The organism is Caballeronia sp. RCC_10 (genome assembly GCF_041360715.1).
GTDB classification, from domain to species: domain Bacteria; phylum Pseudomonadota; class Gammaproteobacteria; order Burkholderiales; family Burkholderiaceae; genus Caballeronia; species Caballeronia grimmiae.
On record NZ_JBFUPT010000002.1, the window covers coordinates 473613 to 490264 of the forward strand.

Consider the following 16652-nt stretch of genomic DNA (forward strand, 5'->3'; position numbering starts at 1 on the left):
GGATCAGTGTGCAAGTGTCAGCTGCTCCGCGCTTTCGAAACGGCGCGCGGAGAACGTGGGCAGTTCGTCGGGCATCGGCGCGCCCATGACCCACGGCGCGATGCGCATCGCGTGCGCGGCGGCGAGCGTCACGCCGCTATGGCACGTGACGACGAACGCGCCGGGATGCGCTTCGGATTCGTTGTAGATCGGGAAGCCATCGGGGCTGTAGACGCGCAGCGCGGCCCACATGCGGACCAGCCGCACGTTCTGCAGCATCGGAAAGGCGCGCACGCCGCGACGCGCGATGTCCGCGAGCACGTGCGTCGTCGTGAAATCGTCGAAGCCGACTTCCTCCATCGAATCGCCGAACTGCAAGCTGCCTTCGTCGGTCTGCCGCACGTTGAGCGTCGGGTAATGGAGGAACGGCGCGACGCGTTCGCTGACCAGCACTTGCCCGCGATTCGGCGCGACCGGCGCATTCATTCCGACGAACGGCGCGAGCGTGCGATTGCCGAGGCCCGCCGCGAGCACCACGCGCGCCGCGCGATACGTGCCGCGCTTGCCGTGCACGACGAAGCCGTTCGCCTGCGGCTCGATGCGCTCCGCCCGTTCGCCCGACACGAGCTTCACGCCGCGCGCCTGCATCGCGGCATGCAGCGCACGCAGGAGCTTGAGCGGGTTCACGTGGCCGTCCATCGGCGTATAGCTTGCGCCGAGCACAGCGGGGCCGACTTGCGGAATGCGCGCGCGCACATCGGCGGCATCGAGCATGTCGTAGGGATAGTCGCCAAGTTCGGCCTTCAGCGTCGAGAGGCGCTTCTCGCGTTCGGCGAGTTCGTCGTCGCTGAAGCAGAAATGGAAGCCGCCCGGCTGCTTCAACGCCACGTCGATGCCACTCTCCTGCAACAGCGCCTCGGCGAGCGCCGGCCAGCGCGTGGCCGAACTGCGCGACCAGCGCGCGTAAGGCGAAAGCCCGTAGCCCTTGCCCTGAATCCAGACGAGGCCGAAGTTGCCGCGCGAGGCGCGAAAGCCGCCGTCGTCCTCGTCGAGCACGGTCACGCGTGCGCCTTCGCGGGCAAGCCCGTAGGCGACGGCCGAACCGACGAGGCCGCCGCCGAGAACCAGTACGTCGGCGCTGGCGGTGCTTGTGTGTGTCATCGCGCTTCTCCGATCAGAATGCGGTCGAGTCCGACCATGCGGTCGAGCAGAACCATCAGGAGCACCGTGCCGACGATCAGCACCGCCGATACCGAGGCGACCAGCGGATCGATGGTCTGCGCGATCTGGTTGTACATGGCGACGGGCAGCGTGGTGGTGCCAGGCGTCGCAACGAAGATGGTCATCGTCAGTTCATCGAAACTCTGGATGAAGGACAGCACCCAGCCGCCCGCCACGCCGGTGCGGATCATCGGCAGGACCACGCGGCGAAACGCGGTGAAGCGGCTCGCGCCACAGGACAGCGCGGCGCGTTCGGCATCGCGATCCAGCCCGACCGCCGACGACAACGCGAGCCGCAGCGCATACGGCAGTACGATGATCACGTGCGCGCAGACCAGCGACCAGAACGATCCCGACAGGTGCAGCAGCGACAGAAACCGCAGAAACGCGATGCCGAGCACGACGGCGGGAATCATCATCGGCGAGAGAAAGAAGCTCGTCAGCGCGGCGCGGCCCGGAAAGCGATAGCGTGCGATGGCGAGCGCGGCGGGCACCGCGAGCAGCACGCCGATGGTCGCCGCCGCGAACGCGAGACGCACCGAGAGCCAGAACGCCGCGACGATGTCGCCGTTCTCGATGATCGCGCGGAACCAGCGCAGCGACGCGCCTTCGAAGGGCATCGAAATAAAGCCCTTGTCGGTGAACGCGACGAGCATCACGACCGCGAGCGGCGCAATGATGAATGAGAGGAAGAAAGCGTTATAGACGAGGCCGAGTATGCCGTTCTGTTTCATGGGAGTCCTCTCGCGCTCAGTCGAAGATGTGCTTGAAGCGGCGTTCCGCGAGACGGCTGCAGCCCATCACGATCGCCACGTTAGCGATCAGCAGCAGCACCGCGATGCTCGCGCCGAGCGGCCAGTTGAGCGTGCCGAGGAACTCGTCGTACGCGGCGGTGGCGACCACTTTCAGGCGTCGTCCGCCGATCAGAGCAGGCGTCGCGAAAGCCGATGCCGACAGCGCGAACACGATGATCGATCCCGACAGCACGCCCGGCATGATTTGCGGCAGCACCACGCGGCGAAACACCGCGAAAGACGAGCCGCCGAGCGAGCGGCCGGCCCATTCGACCTGACTGTCGAGCTTCTGCATGTTCGCCCACACGGACATCACCATGAACGGCACCAGCACATGTGTCAGCGCGATGATCATGCCGGTCATCGTGAAGACGAGGCGGATCGGTTCGTCCGTGATGTGCAGCGCCTGTAGCACGTTGTTGAGCACGCCGTTGTTGCCGAGCAGAATCTGCCAGCCGAGCGTGCGCACGACGACGGAGATCAACAGCGGGCCGAGCACGATGAGCAGGCACAGCGACTGCCACGGCCGCTTCATGCGCGCAAGCACGATGGTCTCCGGCACGCCGAGCACGATCGACAGCAACGTGACGGCGAATGCTAGGCCGGCGGTGCGCAGGAAGATCGTCCCGTAGTACGGGTCGCTAACGACTTCCCAATAATTCGACAGCGTGAAGGCGTTCTGGACGCCGGCGGTATCGCTGAAGACGCGAAACGAGAGCATCAGCGTGAGCAGCAGGGGCACCAGCAACAGGCCGATGAAGAGCAGCAGCGCGGGACCGGACAACAGCCAGGGCGCGGCGCCCGGACGGGCGTCGTCAAGCGTGGCCATGAGCGCCTCCGGCCGTGTCCTGCGTGAGCACGCGCAGGTCGTCGTCGGTCCAGTCGAGACCGACTTCATCGCCTTCCTCGGGCGGCGGCGCGCCGTGATTCGGCTGCGCGACTCGCAGCTTGCCGAGGTGCGTCTCCACTTCGAGCAGCCATTGATTGCCGACGAACACTCGCGTCGCGATGCGTCCGCGCACTCGGGCATCGCCATTGGCGAGATGCAGTTTTTCGGGGCGGATGTAGACGTTCACCGCGCCATCCACATGACGGCCTTCGTGCGGAACGTGCAGCGTCGCGCCCGCGACCGATACTTCCGCGCAACGCGGATTGCGCCGCAGCACTTCGCCGGCGAACGCATTGGTGCGGCCGAGAAACGTCGATGCGAACGGCGTCGCGGGGCGTTCGTAGGCGTCGTAGGGCGTGCTCAGTTGCGCGATGGTGCCGCGATGCATCACCGCGATGCGATCGCTCATGGTCATCGCTTCGACCTGATCGTGCGTGACGAGGATCGTCGTGATGCCGAGGCGCTTCTGAATACCGCGCAACTCGATGTGCATTTCTTCGCGCAGCTTCGCGTCGAGGTTCGACATCGGTTCGTCGAGCAGCAGCAGTTCCGGTTCCATCGCAATCGCGCGGGCAATGGCCACGCGCTGCCGCTGCCCGCCCGACAGTTCCTTCGGATAGCGATGCCCGAGGCCATTGAGGCGCACGAGCGCGAGCGCCTCGGCCACGCGGGCTTCACGCTCCTTGCGCTTGACCTTGCGCATTTCGAGTCCGAAGCCGACGTTGCCCGCCACCGTCATGTGCGGAAAGAGCGCATAGCTTTGAAACACGACGCCGATGCCGCGCTTCTCCGGACGCTCGTGCGTGATGTCGCGGCCATCGAGCAAAATGCGGCCCGTGGTCGGCGTTACGAACCCCGCCACCATTTGCAACGTCGTCGTCTTGCCGCAGCCCGAAGGGCCGAGCAGCGACAACAGTTCGCCGCGTTCGACAGAAAGATCGAGCTGCTCGATCGCGGTGAAATCGCCGTAGCGTTTCGAAATGCCCTGCAAAGTCAGGAAGGCCATGCGCCTTGCTCCTTCATCGAGTCACGTGCACGAGGCGGGCGGGGAATCAGCGTTCGACCGAACGATTCCAGCGCTCCGTCCATTCCGTGCGATGCTGGTTGATGCTCGTCCAGTCCATCGCCGTCAGCTTGGCGATCTGCTCGGGGCCGTAAGGCACGCGCGCCGCGATCTCCGGCGTGAGCTTGACCGTCTTGTTGACCGGACCGAGGCCGATGGCTTGAGCCTGCATCGTCTGCACTTCCGGGGTCAGCAGGTATTGCACGAATTGCTGCGACAGTTGCGGCTGCGCGTTCTCGGCGAGCGTGCATGCGGCCACCTGCAACGCGACCGCGCCTTCCTTCGGGTAGATGAACTTGAGCGGAAAGCCCGTGTTTTGCAGGGCGACCGCGCGGCCGCTGCCATACGGCGCGACGATCACGTCGCCGGACTGCATGTGGCCGTCCATTTCGCCGGGCGTCGGCGCCCACGAAAGCACGTTCGGCGCGACTTGCTTCGTCATCGCGCTGAAGCCGGGATCGATGTTCTTTTCGCCGCCGCCGTTCATGCGCGCGAGCATCACGAGGGTATGCAGGCCATACGTATTCGTGATCGGCGGCACGCCCAGCTTGCCCTTGATGCGTGCGTCCGACAGCACCTTCCACGAATCGGGCGGCGGCAGGCCCGCCTTCTTGAACGCTTCCTCGTTGTAGCCGATGCCCGTCGCCACCATGCCGACGCCGACCGCCGTCGGACCGAGCTTCGCAAGCGGATAGAGGTCGTTCATCACGGGCGCGTCTTCGACCTTCGCGCACAGGCCGAGCTGCATCGCCTGATACATGGGGCCGTCGTCCATCACCGCGACGTTGATCTGCTGATGCCCTTTCTGCGCCTGGAGCTTCGCGAGCGTATCGCTCGAATTGCCCGCGACGTAGACGATCTTCACGTTATGCGCCTTCTCGAACGGCGGTATCACCTTCTGCCGATACAGCTGCTCGTTCGAGCCGCCGACGTTCGCCACGTAGAGCGTGGTTTCGGCGTGTGCGAGAAGCGGGGCAGCCAGCGAAAGCGCCGCGATGGCGGTGCGGGCAGGGGCGCAAAGACGGCGATGCAGCGCTCTTTTCATGACGACGATCTCCAGAACCGGTATGTGTGGGGGACTTTGCAGCCTGTCGTTGAGATGCAGTGTCGCGCCGGCGTGTCATATCGTCCAATACGAATAAAATACTTATCCATGCAGGAATGATATGGACCATGGTTGTTCCGATGAGGGGAAACGCGCATGAATCTGAAGCACATCGAGGCCTTCCGCGCGGTGATGGTCTCGGGATCGATGACCGCCGCAGCCAAGGCGCTCTTCACGTCGCAGCCGAACGTGAGCCGGCTGATTTCGCAGCTGGAACGCGACACGGGCCTGCAGCTTTTTCAGCGCAGCGGCGTGCGTCTGATACCGACGAGCGAAGGCACGGCTTTCTTTCGCGAAGTCGAGCGCGCGTTCGTGGGCCTGCAAGGGCTCGCCAATGCCGCCGCGCAAATACGCAATCTGGGCAGCGGGCGTCTGCGCATTGCGGCGATGCCATCGGCGGGCATGACGCTCGTGCCGCACGCGATCAAACGATTCGTCGCGCAGTTTCCGGAAGTCACGGTGTCGCTGCACGTGAATACGTCGGGCACCGTCAATCACTGGACTGCTTCGCAGTTCTGCGATCTTGGCGTCGCGGTCTATGTCAGCGAGGCGTCCGATTGCGAGGTCGAGCAGTTATCGAGTGTCGCAGCCGTCTGTGTGATGCCGGCGTCGCATCGGCTCGCGGCGAAGCGCAGCATCAAGCCGGAAGATCTCGAAGGGGAATCGTTCATCTCGCTGTGTCATGGCGACGGCACGCGCGCATTGATGGACGAGGTATTCCAGCGCGCCGGCGTCGAACGCGTGCTCGCGATCGAAGCGCAATACACCGCCATCAGCTGCGAAATGGTCAGGCACGGCATGGGCGTGACCCTCGCGCATCCGATCGTCGCGCGGGACTTTGCGGGACCAGAGATTGTCATTCGTCCGTTTCTTCCAGCCACGCTTTTCCCGACATATCTGTTGTTTCCGCCGCATCGGCCGCGCGAGCGGCTTACTTCGGCGTTCGTCGAAATCCTGCGCCAGTTGCATTACGAGTTGCTCGCAGAAGTGGCGCCGCCTCGGCGCGGCGCGCGGGCATCGCGTTGAACCTGGCGCGTGATGTTTCGTGGGCGAATGTGATGCCCGCCATCGGCAACATCGAATACGCAGAGTCATCGATTCTGCGCAGATAGCGCGTCCGGGCATTGATCTGGATCAACGCTCGTGAGCGTCATCGCGGGGACACTGGAAGCGTAAGTTACGGCGCATGCCGTTCGCTTGTCATGGTCCTGCGAGGGCTCGCCATCATGGACATCACGTTCTCCACCGCCGCGCCCGTCTATCACGGCGACGAGCCCGCGCTCGTGTTCGGCGCCATCGCGGGCGGCGAGCGGGTTCAATGCACGATATCGGCGGAAGCCCTGAGGGACCATTTCGGGGCGGCGTCGTCGCGGGAAGACGACTTGCGGCGAGCGTTCGATAACCACCGCGCCGCGATCGAAGGGGCCGCCGAACAACTGCTGACGAGCGTCGGACGCAAGCCGGTGATGCTTCGCAGCGGCTATTTCCGGTTCAGCGAGAATCTTCCGGCGAGCGTTCATACACATCGACAGATGGATTCATCGGATCACGACGCGTCGTCGCCACGCGAAACCGCGTTGCCGGAACAGACGCCTTCCGCGGACCAGCCGCGCGCCGAACGCGATACGCACGGAGCCGGATGATGCATGCGATGCGCTTCGACGGCAGTTCGCCGACGCTTTGCGCCGTCGAGCTGGATGACCCCGTCGCCGGTCCGGGGCAACTGCTGATCGACGTCGCGGCGTGCGGCGTCTGCAGGACCGATCTCCATGTCGTCGATGGCGAACTCGCGCATTCGAAGCGGCCCGTGATACCGGGACACGAAGTCGTCGGGCGCGTGGCCGCCATCGGCGCGGGCGTGGAAGGCTTCGCAACAGGCGAACGCGTCGGCGTGCCGTGGCTCGGCCACACATGCGGACGATGCCGCTATTGCACGAGCGATCGCGAGAACCTGTGCGATGCGCCCGGCTTCACCGGCTATACGCTCGATGGCGGCTATGCCACGCGCATGACCGCCGATAGCCGGTTTTGCCTGCATCTTCCGTCGCGCTACCCCGACTTCGACGCCGCGCCGCTGCTGTGTGCCGGACTCATCGGCTACAGGACGCTGAAGATGGCGGGAGACGCTAAGCGCATCGGCATTTATGGGTTTGGCGCGGCGGCGCACATCGTCGCGCAGGTCGCGCGGCACGAGGGGCGCACGGTCTATGCGTTCACGCGTCCCGGCGACGAGGCGGCGCAGGCGCTGGCCTTGGAGCTGGGCGCGAGTTGGGCCGGCAGCAGCGGCGAACCAGCGCCCGACGAACTCGATGCGGCGCTGATCTTCGCGCCCGCCGGTGCGCTCGTGCCGGTCGCGCTCGGAGCGGTCGCGAAGGGCGGTGTCGTCGTGTGCGGCGGCATTCATATGAGCGACATTCCCGCGTTCCCGTATGCGCTGTTATGGGGCGAGCGGCGGATCGTGTCCGTGGCGAATCTCACGCGCGCGGACGGCGCAGAGTTCATGGCGCGTGCAGAAGGCATCGCGCTTCGTCTGCGGACACGCGTCTACGCGCTCGACGATGCGAACGATGCGCTCTCCGATCTGCGCGCGGGCCGCGTCTCCGGTGCGGCGGTGTTGCGCATGGACGGTTGATGCTTCGCATCTCATCCGCGATTGACGCCTGTCAAGGCCGGACATTGCGCGAGGCGTATCGTGATTAGCGAAGCCGGCATCGTTTCGATCAACTGATGATTTCTCACTACCGGAGCCCATCATGCAAGCACGCGATGTAATGACCTCGACCGTCCTTTCCGTCACGCCCGGCACGACGGTTCTTGAGTTGGCGCAATTGCTGGTCAAGCACCGCATCAGCGGCGCGCCGGTCGTCGATGAAGATCGGCATGTGATCGGCATGGTCAGTGAAGGCGACCTGCTTCATCGCAGCGAGACGGACACCGAGAAGCGGCAAGGCAGGCGTTCGTGGTGGCTGGATCTGATCGGCTCAGGTGGCGCGGCGGACTATGTGAAGTCACATGCGCGCACGGTCGGCGAAATCATGAGCCGCGATGTGGCGTGCGTGCAGGAGGATACGTCGCTTGCCGAGATTGCCTCGGTGCTGGAAACGCGGCATATCAAGCGGGTGCCGGTGCTGCGGGATCACAGGCTCGTCGGCATCGTGAGCCGCTCGAATCTCGTGCAGGCGCTGGCGTCGGCGCCGGTGGCGAAGGCCGCGCCGGGTACTTCAGCAACCGACAAGGACATTCGCGCGATGCTGATGGGCGAGGTCGCGGGGCGTGGATGGGCGTTTCCCGGGCGCAATATCGTCGTGCACGATGGCGTCGTGCACGTGTGGGGCGCGGTGTGGTCGACGGATCAGATCGACGCGATGCGGATCGCGGCCGAGAATATCCCCGGCGTGAAGCGCGTGGAAGATCATACGGTTGCCTATCCGATGATGCCGGGGGTTTAAGCGGATTCGGGCACTCGTTTGCATCGCGCCGCCATCAACGTCGCGTTCCGCAGCCGCAATCGGGGCAGTCCGGTTCGACAGGCGTTCGCCGCGTCCCTACTTCGCCGAACTCCCGATATTCCGTCTAACCACCGCGAAGCTCAGCGCGATAGAGCCAGTCGAAGGCCGGTCCTGCGCCGGCGCTTCTTCAACTTGAATACGCCTGACGCGTGCCGAGGGCGTGGACGGAGCGCGCGCATCGGGCGCACTGACGCTCGGCGGAAACTTTTCAGATGACATATGACGCTACCTCGATCGAAAGTTCAGGTAGCCATTGAACGTTGCGGCGTCCGATTTGTAAAATGAATGATTTGCGGCGTTCAATCACCGAAACGAATGGAAATCAGACTGCTCAGGACCTTTCTCGCGGTCGCGGAACTGCGCCATTTCAGCCGCGCCGCCGACGCGTTGCATATGAGCCAGCCGGCGCTCAGCAAGCAGATCGGCGCGCTGGAGGCGAGCATCGGCGGCAAGCTATTCGAGCGAGGAAGGCATGGCGCGGAACTCACCTTGTTTGGCGAGCGCTTCCTGCCCGACGCACAGACGCTGGTCCGCGACGCGGATGACGTTCTCGCGCGTGCGCGCGACGCGAGCAGCGGCCGAACCGGGCATCTGCGCATCGGCATCTGCCTGTCGGTGCTGACGCTCGTGCCGCAAATCATCGCGGATTTCCGGCGCGCGAATCCGGGCGTGGCCATCACCCTCAGCGATCTGTCGTCGGCCGAGCAGGAGCGGCGGCTGCTCGCGGGCAAGCTGGACGCCGGCTTTCTGCGCTTGCCGGCGGGCGCGGGACTGGCGTCGTTCAAGGTCGTCGATGAAGCCCTCGCACTGGCGATGCCGCCGCACAGCCAGTACAAGCGCCTTCCTTCAGACCTTGCGGTGCTCAACGACATCGGGTTTATTGCGCTGTCGCGCGCACGCGGGCCGGGTCTCGCCGCTCAGATCGACCGGTGGTGCAGCGCGCGGCGCTTCGTGCCGAACATCACGCAGCATGCGGAAGACGTGCAGTCCGTGCTCACGTCGGTCGCGGCATGCGTCGGCGTCGCGTTCATTCCGTCGCGTGCGCAATATCTGTTGCGCGATGCGACCGTTCTGCCGTTGCCCGGAAAGGACGCGAGATGGCGCGTCGGGCTGGCGTGGGCATCGGCGCGGGAGGATCCGGTGACTGCGCGATTCGTATCGCATGTGCGCGCGGCGCTGTCGCGTGGATGAGGCAAGGCACGTTCTTTGCGCCCTGTCATCGTCGACCAAGCACCCGCAAGGAGAACCGCACAATGAACGAGAAAGACACCGAACGCGACGACGCGCAGAGCAACGCGCCCAGCGACAACCCGAAGGCGACGCCTACTTCGAATGCGGAGAAGGATCCGGACGACTGGGTTACGGGCGACGAGCCGATGACCGGCGCGCAGGCGTCGTATCTGAAGACGTTGTCGGAAGAGGCGAAGGAGCCGTTCGATCCGTCGCTCACGAAGGCGGACGCTTCGCGCAGGATCGAAGAACTGCAGGAAAAGACAGGCCGCGGACAAAAGTCCTGAGCCGGCGATGAACCGCCGCCCGTGACGGCGGCGGCATCGCGAAGACGCTCAGAACTTGTAGCCGACCGAGAGGAACGTCACGATCGGATCGAGCTTGATCTTCGATTCGCTCTTGACCGTGCCCACCGCCGATTGCGTCTCCATCGTCGCACGGGTCTTCAGCCACATGTACGACACCGAGAACGCGGCCGACCAGTGCTCGTTGAAGTTGTACGAGAGACCGGCGTTGACGACAGGCGCGAACGAACTGCTCAGCTTGACGGTCGTCGGTCCGGTCAGCGCGTTGCCGAACTGGCTCGAATAGAGGAAGGCGCCGCTCGACATCGCGCCATTCAACTTCTCGCCTGAGAACCACACGTACGATGCGCCCGCGCCCAGGTAAGGGCGGAAGCGGCTTTGCGCGCCGCCGAAGTAATACTTCAGGAGCAGCGTCGGGCTCCATTCGCGCGCCGAGCCGAGCTTGCCGAACGGACTCAGCGTGCCGGTGCCGTACAGATCGAACTTCGGCGGCACGCCCATTACGCCTTCAGCGGCGATGTGATCGGTGATGAAGTACGTCGCCGTGAGACCGAACGTGTCGGCATCGCTCACGGATGCGCCCGCGCCGGGCGCCGTCGTCGTCTGCCCCAACGCGGTGATCTTGAACGGGCCGCTCGATTCCTGCGGTGCGAAATGCATCCACCCGGCGTTCACGACGACACTTCCCGCCGCCTGTGCGTGAGCGCCCGTGACACACAGGGCCGCTGCGGCAGCACACGCAAATTGCTTCTTTTTCATCTCTTGTCCAGATTGGTTCCAGTTTGCCGGGCAGAGCGTATCCACTCCGCACGCGACATCTCGTGTACGGATGCGGATAACGCTCTTGATACAGCGGGAAGCCGTCTGCTACAGGCAGCAGTCGAGGCTCATCTTGAAGTACTCATAGCTCATCTCGATGCTGCGCTTCACCGTATGCACCTCGTCGACACCCGGCGCATTGCCGAGCAACGTGGCCACGATTTCCAGCGCTTCCCACGGATGCGCGTCGTCGTAATGCGCATGCAGGCTGAGCCAGCGCATCGCCTTGCGGCGGATCGATACCGGGAAGCTGTTCGCATAGGTGTCGCTGCTGCAAACGAGCGTCGCCCATTCGCCGGTTACGCCTTCGATCGCGAAGTTCGTCGCCGCGATGCTGGCCGCGAGCGCGTCCGTGCTACTGCTCTTCCAGCACCAGTGACTAAGCGCATACGCGAGCGTCGGGCCATTGGCCTTCATCAGCGCGCGCTTGCTGACGTCGTGTGCGGCGGCCCAGTCGACCCAGTAGTCCGCGTGGTTTTGCTCGACGCGGATATTGCGCGTCAGATAACGCCGCGCGAGGTCTTCGCCGCGCGAGTGGCCGTAGCGCACCTTTTGCAGGTTCATCGCCATGTATTGCGGGAATTGCTCGACGACCGGCCATCCGTTGACGAGGAACGCCTCTGCCTGACGCGCTTCCAGCTTCGCCTCGCGCATTGCCGCGAAAATCGGATGCCTGACGACGCCTTGTTTCGCTTCGTTCGTCTCGGCCAAAACGTCGCCAAGCCATGCCGGGTAGCTGGCGATGTCCTTCAGGTCGCCAACCCGCTGAAAAGTCGGATCCAAAACGTACTCTCCTGTTAGATGTTGATAGGTTCGACGTGCTGCGCCCAGGGTTCGGGACGCCCGACATGGAAGCCTTGTACGAAATCGACGCCCATCTCCCGAAGCGCGCGAAGAATCGCCTCGCTTTCCACGTATTCCGCGATGGTCAGACGGCCCATCGAATGACCGATGTCGTTAATTGCCGCCACCATGTCTCGGTTAACGGCATCTTTAAGCATGTCCTTGATGAATCCGCCGTCGATCTTGATGTAGTCGACCGGCAAGTGCTTCAGATAGCCGAACGACGACATGCCCGCGCCGAAGTCGTCGAGCGCGAACTTGCAGCCGCGCTTCTTCAGTTCGCGGATGAAGCGCGCGGCGGCGGCGAGATTGGCGACAGCGGTGGTTTCGGTGACTTCGAAGCAGATCGACGATGGCGCGACACCGCTCACCGCGAACTGCTCGTTCAGGAACTGGAGGAAGCGTTCGTCGCCGATGGATGCGCCCGAAAGGTTGATCGCGTATTCCATCCGTTCTCTTTGCGGCGTCTGCGATAGCGTGGAAAACACCGCGCGCACGACCCACCGGTCGATGGCCGACATCAGCCCATAACGCTCCGCTGCCGGCATGAAAAGCCCCGGCGGAACGATATCGCCGCGTTCGCCCACCATGCGCAGAAGAATTTCCGCATGACGCGGGTATGCGATGCCGCTGGGATGGCCCGCCTCCAGTTCGGTCGCGCGAATCTCCTGCATGTAGAGGCAGAAGCGGTCGTTGGCGAGCGCGTCCTTGATGCGTCCGCACCACGACATTTCGCTCGCATGGCGCGTGAGTTCCTTGTCGCCGGGCACCGCGAGATGCACGCGATCGCGGCCGCGCTCCTTCGCGAGGTAGCACGCGATATCGCCATAACGCATGGCGGTCTCGACATCGAGTCCGCTTTGCCGAAGATCGACCACGCCGATGCTCACGCTCGTCGACAGGCGATGCGTCTCCCACGACCATTCGAACGCCGCGACATCCTTTCGGAGGCGCTCGGCGATCTGCATCGCGGTCTGCTTGTCGCAATTGCAGAGCAGCGCGCCGAACTCGTCGCCGCCGAGACGGCCGAGCACGTCGTCTTCGCGCAGGCATTCTTCGATGAACAGCGCGACTTCGCGCAGCATGGCGTCGCCGGCGGCGTGACCGTAGGTATCGTTGACCACCTTGAACTGGTCGAGGTCCAGCATCATCAGCATTTGCGCGCGATGCGACGGATCGATGTCCGATTCGCGATCGAGCGCGTTGCTGAGCCGCCGCTCGAATTCGGTGCGATTGAGCAAGCCCGTCAGGCCATCGTGCGTCGCCTGCCAGGCGAGGTTCGACACGTACTCGCGCTCGCGCGTCATGTTTCGCAGGAGGAGCACGACGCCCGTCAGCACATCCGACTGATCGCGCACGACGGAAGTGATGGCCTGCACGACGATATCCACGCCCATCGCGTTCGTCAGGATCAGGTCGCCGCTGACGTCTTCCGGCTCCGCTTCCTTCAGCGCCTCGTCGATCACGTCGACGGGCCGGCGGTCCCATTCGCGCGCCACCGTCACGAGCGCGCCGAGCGGCCGGTTCACGCAGGCCGCCGCTTCCCGGCAGAAGAGCTTTTCCGCTGCCGGATTGATGAACTCGACGAGACCCGACGGACCGACCGAAATCACCGCCTCGCCGATCGAGCCGAGCGTCGCCTTGGCGCGCGCTTCGCTTCGGCGCAGCGCGTTCTCAGTCGCGAGCCGCGCGGTGATGAAGCGCCGCGCGTACCAGCCGGACAAGCAGACGAGCAGCACGGCGATCACGACGTTGACCGTGAACAGCAGCATCGCGGTTTGGCGGAACGCGGAGCCGAGCACGTCGGCAAAGGCGCGCGAGATCGGAGCGATCGCGCCGTTGATGTTCCAGACTTCGTCGGTGAGATGGTCGACGTCGGCGCGCCCGGCGTCCCCGCGTTTCATGGCGGCGCGCAACTGGCGGCCCGCATCGGCGAGCTTGTCGACGAGCAGGTCGCCGGCCGTCCAGTACGCCACGGCTTCCTGAAAATAGCTTGCGCGGCGGAACGTGCGATAGACCCAGATGACCGCGCCGACATCGGCCGGATACACGCCGCTCGCCAGCAGGGCGGCGCGCGCTTCGGGCACATCGGGATCGGGGCGGTCGAGCGCGAGACGGGCGCGTTTGAGATTCTGCGGATAGGCGATCGCGCTCTGGTATTCCGAGAACGCTTGTTCATCGCCGGTCTGTGCGTAGCGGACGAGATAGAACACTGCGTCCTTTTGCCCCTTCGACCAGGTGCTTTCCCCGCCGATATAAGCACGCACCGACGACATGATCGCCAGGCTCGTAGCCGCCATCGCCAATAGGGAGATGACGACTGCCAGGAATGGCCAGATTGTGTTGAACAACTGCCGATTCGTCGTTTTAGAGGCAACGCGCATGTTTTCCTTTCTTATTCGCTCTTAAACGACGGAACGATGCGACTACAAAGCCAGGGTCGGGGAGAAGGTAATCGACGGCTAAAGCCGGATAAGCCTCCTTCCACCGATAACGGCAGTTGCAGCGGCGACTGAAGGCGTTGCCTGCGCGGGCAAACGTTTGGCGCGTTGAATCTTAATTATCGGAATGGGAGGCCGATAATGTTCTGCGAGGGAAAAAATGCAAGGCGGGAAAGGGTGAGTGTCGACGTTACCGAGCGGCGCGTCGAGGCAAGCGCGGGCGATTTAGCCTCGCGCGTCGATCCAGTCCTCCGCCCATCGCTGCGAATAAGCAATGGCGTCGGCTTCTTTCGAGAAGTAGTCGAGCGAATAAAACTGGTAGGCGGGGTCGCCGCAATCCGTGTCGGCGCGCTCGAGCAGCAAGTTAGCGGAGAAGCCGTTATCGCCGAGACGATGTGCGAAGGGATGCACCGCATAACCGCGGTAATGTTGATTCGATGTCATTTTAATTTTGTAGATGAATGCCTTCCGTCAAAGTACGGAAAGTCTTGAAATGCGGCGCCTGAGAGACGCTTGGGGGAATGGGCCTGGAAACGTCTTGGCCGGGAGGAACGCGGAGGGGAGTAAAGCGGACCAGCAAGAAACCGGGAGCCGATTATTCAGCTCCCGATGTGCAGCAAACTTACACCGGCTTGATGTTCGAAGCTTGCATGCCCTTCGGGCCGCGCTTCGTTTCGAAGCTCACCTTCTGGCCTTCTGCGAGCGTCTTGAAGCCGTCCGCGCGAATTTCCGAGAAGTGGGCGAAAAGATCGTCGCCGCCGTTATCCGGCGTGATGAAGCCAAAACCCTTGGTGTCGTTGAACCATTTAACCGTACCGGTATCCATGAGAATCCTGAAATGAATAAGTGTGATCGCTCAGTGAGCAGGGCGAAGCAGCAAGGAGGGAGTGGACAACGAATACCGGGGGGAATCGGACTATTGATGAACAGCAATCGACTTCTTGAACTTCACAGTGGATTATGCCGAACTCTATCGAACCGGTCAACTATTTTTTGAATAAGCTCGCGTTGAGCGGCCCGCGCGTGACGAGCCGCTCAACGCTGCCGCGATTAGAGCGGCGTCTTCTTCACTGGAGGAACGTCGGCGGTGCCTTCAACGCCGGTGGTCCGCTCCACTTCCACTTCGGTGCCGCGCACGGTGTCCGTAATGGTTTCCGTGCGGTTCGACGCTTCCTTGCCGACGACCACTTCTTCGACGACGCGTGCCGTCTTCGCCACGACCGGTTGCTCCGCTGTTTCGCGGATCTCGACGAAGCCTTCCTTCAGATCGGCGGCCGTCGCGGGACGGTCGACAGCACGGCGCTCGATGCTCGCGTGTTCTTCACGAAGATTGACCGACTCGCTGACGGGCGTTTCGGTCACACGCGAATAGACACGCACGCCGCCGGTCTGCACTTCACGCTTGCCGACTTCGAGCGACTCCTGAACGACCGGGAACGCCTTGCGTTCGGCGGCAATTTCGTCGGCGGAGTAGGCGGGGGCGCTGCTGTCGTAGGCGGTGTAGCCGGTGTTGCGCCATTGGGCGACGCGCGCGTCGATATCGATTGCGCCCGCTGCATAGAGTGCATCGCGCACGCGCTCGCTATCCGACTCGTTCACGATATCGACGGTCAGCAACGCGCCGCCGCGAACCGCTTCCTGATAATGACCGATCTCTTCCGGCCGGTCGTTATCGCCGAACAGGTTCTTGAAGAAGTGCTCGGTACGCGACATCGCGCCTTCGTGATAGCCGGTGTCGGACGTGCCGGCGGTGACATTGCGCGTGGTCAGGTCGGCGTCGGTCGTGCTCGTCGCGTCCTGCGCGTGCACGCTCATGTCCGATCTGGAGAAGCCTTCCGCTTCGAGGCGGGCTTGAGCAACTTCCGCATCCTGGATGGTGTTGAATACACCGATGATAGTCTGAGTCATTGCATGATCTCCTTAACAATAAAGGCGTACGCAGGCCGAAGTTGAAGCGCGTGCACAGAAAGCGCAACGCGCGTTCCCGCTTGATTCATTCGCCGGTATGTTCCGGTTTCCATTCGCCGTCCGGGCCTTCGCGCCGCTCGACGATCAACTCTTCGGAGTTCAACAGAACCTGCTGCACGACGTCCTGCTGCGTATGTATCGTCCGGATATGCACCTCTTCTTTCAAACTGAGTTGCATGCGAACCACCGGCACGTATTCGTAGACAGGGACGATGAGCGTGTCGCCTTCGCGCCGTGGCTGCGCTCGTTCATCGACGGCCCGGTTCACGGGCACGCGCGTGACTTCTACTTGCTCGGTGGCAAGCCGCATCGAAACGGGCTGCATCTCTTCGTGCACGACTTTGCGCACGCGCACGGAGCCGGTCTCGGTCGTACGCACGCCGACGGCGAGTTCTTCCTGCACCGCCGCGAGTCGAACTTCGTCGGATGAATCCGTCGATGGGGTGACGTGACTGGGCGTTTCGTCCGGGTTCATCGGGTTCTCCG

18 protein-coding genes are annotated in these 16652 nt (G+C 63.6%); 6 read left to right on the forward strand and 12 right to left on the reverse strand.

Annotation, left to right across the window (positions count from 1 at the left end):
- Window positions 1–3 precede the first annotated feature (3 nt).
- From AB6804_RS06620 to AB6804_RS06640, 5 genes are read right to left on the reverse strand one after another with little or no spacing between them, the layout of a single operon-like run.
- A complete protein-coding gene (locus AB6804_RS06620; protein WP_370885776.1) occupies window positions 4–1140 on the reverse strand; it encodes an NAD(P)/FAD-dependent oxidoreductase in 1137 nt (378 codons plus the stop codon).
- Entirely contained in the window at window positions 1137–1934 is a 798-nt protein-coding gene (locus AB6804_RS06625; RefSeq protein WP_035962510.1) for an ABC transporter permease, read from the reverse strand. Before AB6804_RS06625 ends, AB6804_RS06620 begins: the two co-directional genes overlap by 4 nt.
- Before the next feature lie 16 nt (window positions 1935–1950).
- Window positions 1951–2823 carry an ABC transporter permease gene (locus tag AB6804_RS06630; protein WP_370885777.1) on the reverse strand — a complete coding sequence of 291 codons (873 nt, stop codon included), beginning with the start codon at window positions 2821–2823 and terminating at the stop codon, window positions 1951–1953.
- Window positions 2810–3889 (reverse strand): ABC transporter ATP-binding protein, encoded by a 1080-nt coding sequence (locus AB6804_RS06635; protein ID WP_035962512.1) that lies wholly within the window; start codon window positions 3887–3889, stop codon window positions 2810–2812. Before AB6804_RS06635 ends, AB6804_RS06630 begins: the two co-directional genes overlap by 14 nt.
- Window positions 3890–3935: 46 nt before the next feature.
- Window positions 3936–4991, reverse strand: a complete 1056-nt coding sequence (locus AB6804_RS06640; RefSeq protein ID WP_370885778.1) for an ABC transporter substrate-binding protein — start codon at window positions 4989–4991, stop codon at window positions 3936–3938.
- Between the two features lie 156 nt (window positions 4992–5147).
- Here AB6804_RS06640 and AB6804_RS06645 point away from each other — a divergent pair, with 156 nt between their 5' ends.
- The 6 genes from AB6804_RS06645 (at window position 5148) to AB6804_RS06670 (ending at window position 10077) form a co-directional block, all read left to right on the forward strand.
- Entirely contained in the window at window positions 5148–6077 is a 930-nt protein-coding gene (locus tag AB6804_RS06645; protein WP_370885779.1) for a LysR substrate-binding domain-containing protein, read from the forward strand.
- A 200-nt stretch (window positions 6078–6277) separates the two neighbouring features.
- Window positions 6278–6694, forward strand: coding sequence for a DUF1488 domain-containing protein (locus AB6804_RS06650; RefSeq protein ID WP_370885780.1), 417 nt, complete (start codon window positions 6278–6280; stop codon window positions 6692–6694).
- Entirely contained in the window at window positions 6694–7683 is a 990-nt protein-coding gene (locus AB6804_RS06655; protein WP_370885944.1) for a zinc-dependent alcohol dehydrogenase family protein, read from the forward strand. Before AB6804_RS06650 ends, AB6804_RS06655 begins: the two co-directional genes overlap by 1 nt.
- 121 nt (window positions 7684–7804) lie before the next feature.
- Complete coding sequence (locus AB6804_RS06660) at window positions 7805–8500, forward strand: CBS domain-containing protein (protein ID WP_370885781.1); 696 nt, start codon at window positions 7805–7807, stop codon at window positions 8498–8500.
- A 375-nt stretch (window positions 8501–8875) separates the two neighbouring features.
- Complete coding sequence (locus AB6804_RS06665) at window positions 8876–9751, forward strand: LysR substrate-binding domain-containing protein (protein ID WP_370885782.1); 876 nt, start codon at window positions 8876–8878, stop codon at window positions 9749–9751.
- Between the two features lie 62 nt (window positions 9752–9813).
- Window positions 9814–10077 carry a DUF3072 domain-containing protein gene (locus tag AB6804_RS06670; RefSeq protein WP_370885783.1) on the forward strand — a complete coding sequence of 88 codons (264 nt, stop codon included), beginning with the start codon at window positions 9814–9816 and terminating at the stop codon, window positions 10075–10077.
- Window positions 10078–10125: 48 nt separating this feature from the next.
- Here AB6804_RS06670 and AB6804_RS06675 read toward each other — a convergent pair whose 3' ends face one another.
- The 7 genes from AB6804_RS06675 to AB6804_RS06705 all read right to left on the reverse strand — a co-directional run bounded on the left by AB6804_RS06675 (window position 10126) and on the right by AB6804_RS06705 (window position 16641).
- Window positions 10126–10854 carry an OmpW family protein gene (locus tag AB6804_RS06675; protein WP_370885784.1) on the reverse strand — a complete coding sequence of 243 codons (729 nt, stop codon included), beginning with the start codon at window positions 10852–10854 and terminating at the stop codon, window positions 10126–10128.
- Window positions 10855–10962: 108 nt separating this feature from the next.
- Window positions 10963–11697 (reverse strand): TenA family transcriptional regulator, encoded by a 735-nt coding sequence (locus tag AB6804_RS06680; protein ID WP_035962521.1) that lies wholly within the window; start codon window positions 11695–11697, stop codon window positions 10963–10965.
- A 14-nt stretch (window positions 11698–11711) separates the two neighbouring features.
- Window positions 11712–14108, reverse strand: coding sequence for an EAL domain-containing protein (locus tag AB6804_RS06685; protein ID WP_370885785.1), 2397 nt, complete (start codon window positions 14106–14108; stop codon window positions 11712–11714).
- A 315-nt stretch (window positions 14109–14423) separates the two neighbouring features.
- The gene (locus AB6804_RS06690; RefSeq protein WP_370885786.1) at window positions 14424–14642 is read right to left on the reverse strand and encodes a hypothetical protein; all 219 of its coding nucleotides are present in this window, start codon (window positions 14640–14642) and stop codon (window positions 14424–14426) included.
- Window positions 14643–14820: 178 nt separating this feature from the next.
- Complete coding sequence (locus tag AB6804_RS06695) at window positions 14821–15024, reverse strand: cold-shock protein (protein WP_035962526.1); 204 nt, start codon at window positions 15022–15024, stop codon at window positions 14821–14823.
- Between the two features lie 224 nt (window positions 15025–15248).
- Window positions 15249–16106 (reverse strand): DUF2382 domain-containing protein, encoded by an 858-nt coding sequence (locus tag AB6804_RS06700; protein WP_370885787.1) that lies wholly within the window; start codon window positions 16104–16106, stop codon window positions 15249–15251.
- A gap of 85 nt (window positions 16107–16191) precedes the next feature.
- The gene (locus AB6804_RS06705) at window positions 16192–16641 is read right to left on the reverse strand and encodes a DUF2382 domain-containing protein (protein ID WP_370885788.1); all 450 of its coding nucleotides are present in this window, start codon (window positions 16639–16641) and stop codon (window positions 16192–16194) included.
- Window positions 16642–16652 lie beyond the last annotated feature (11 nt).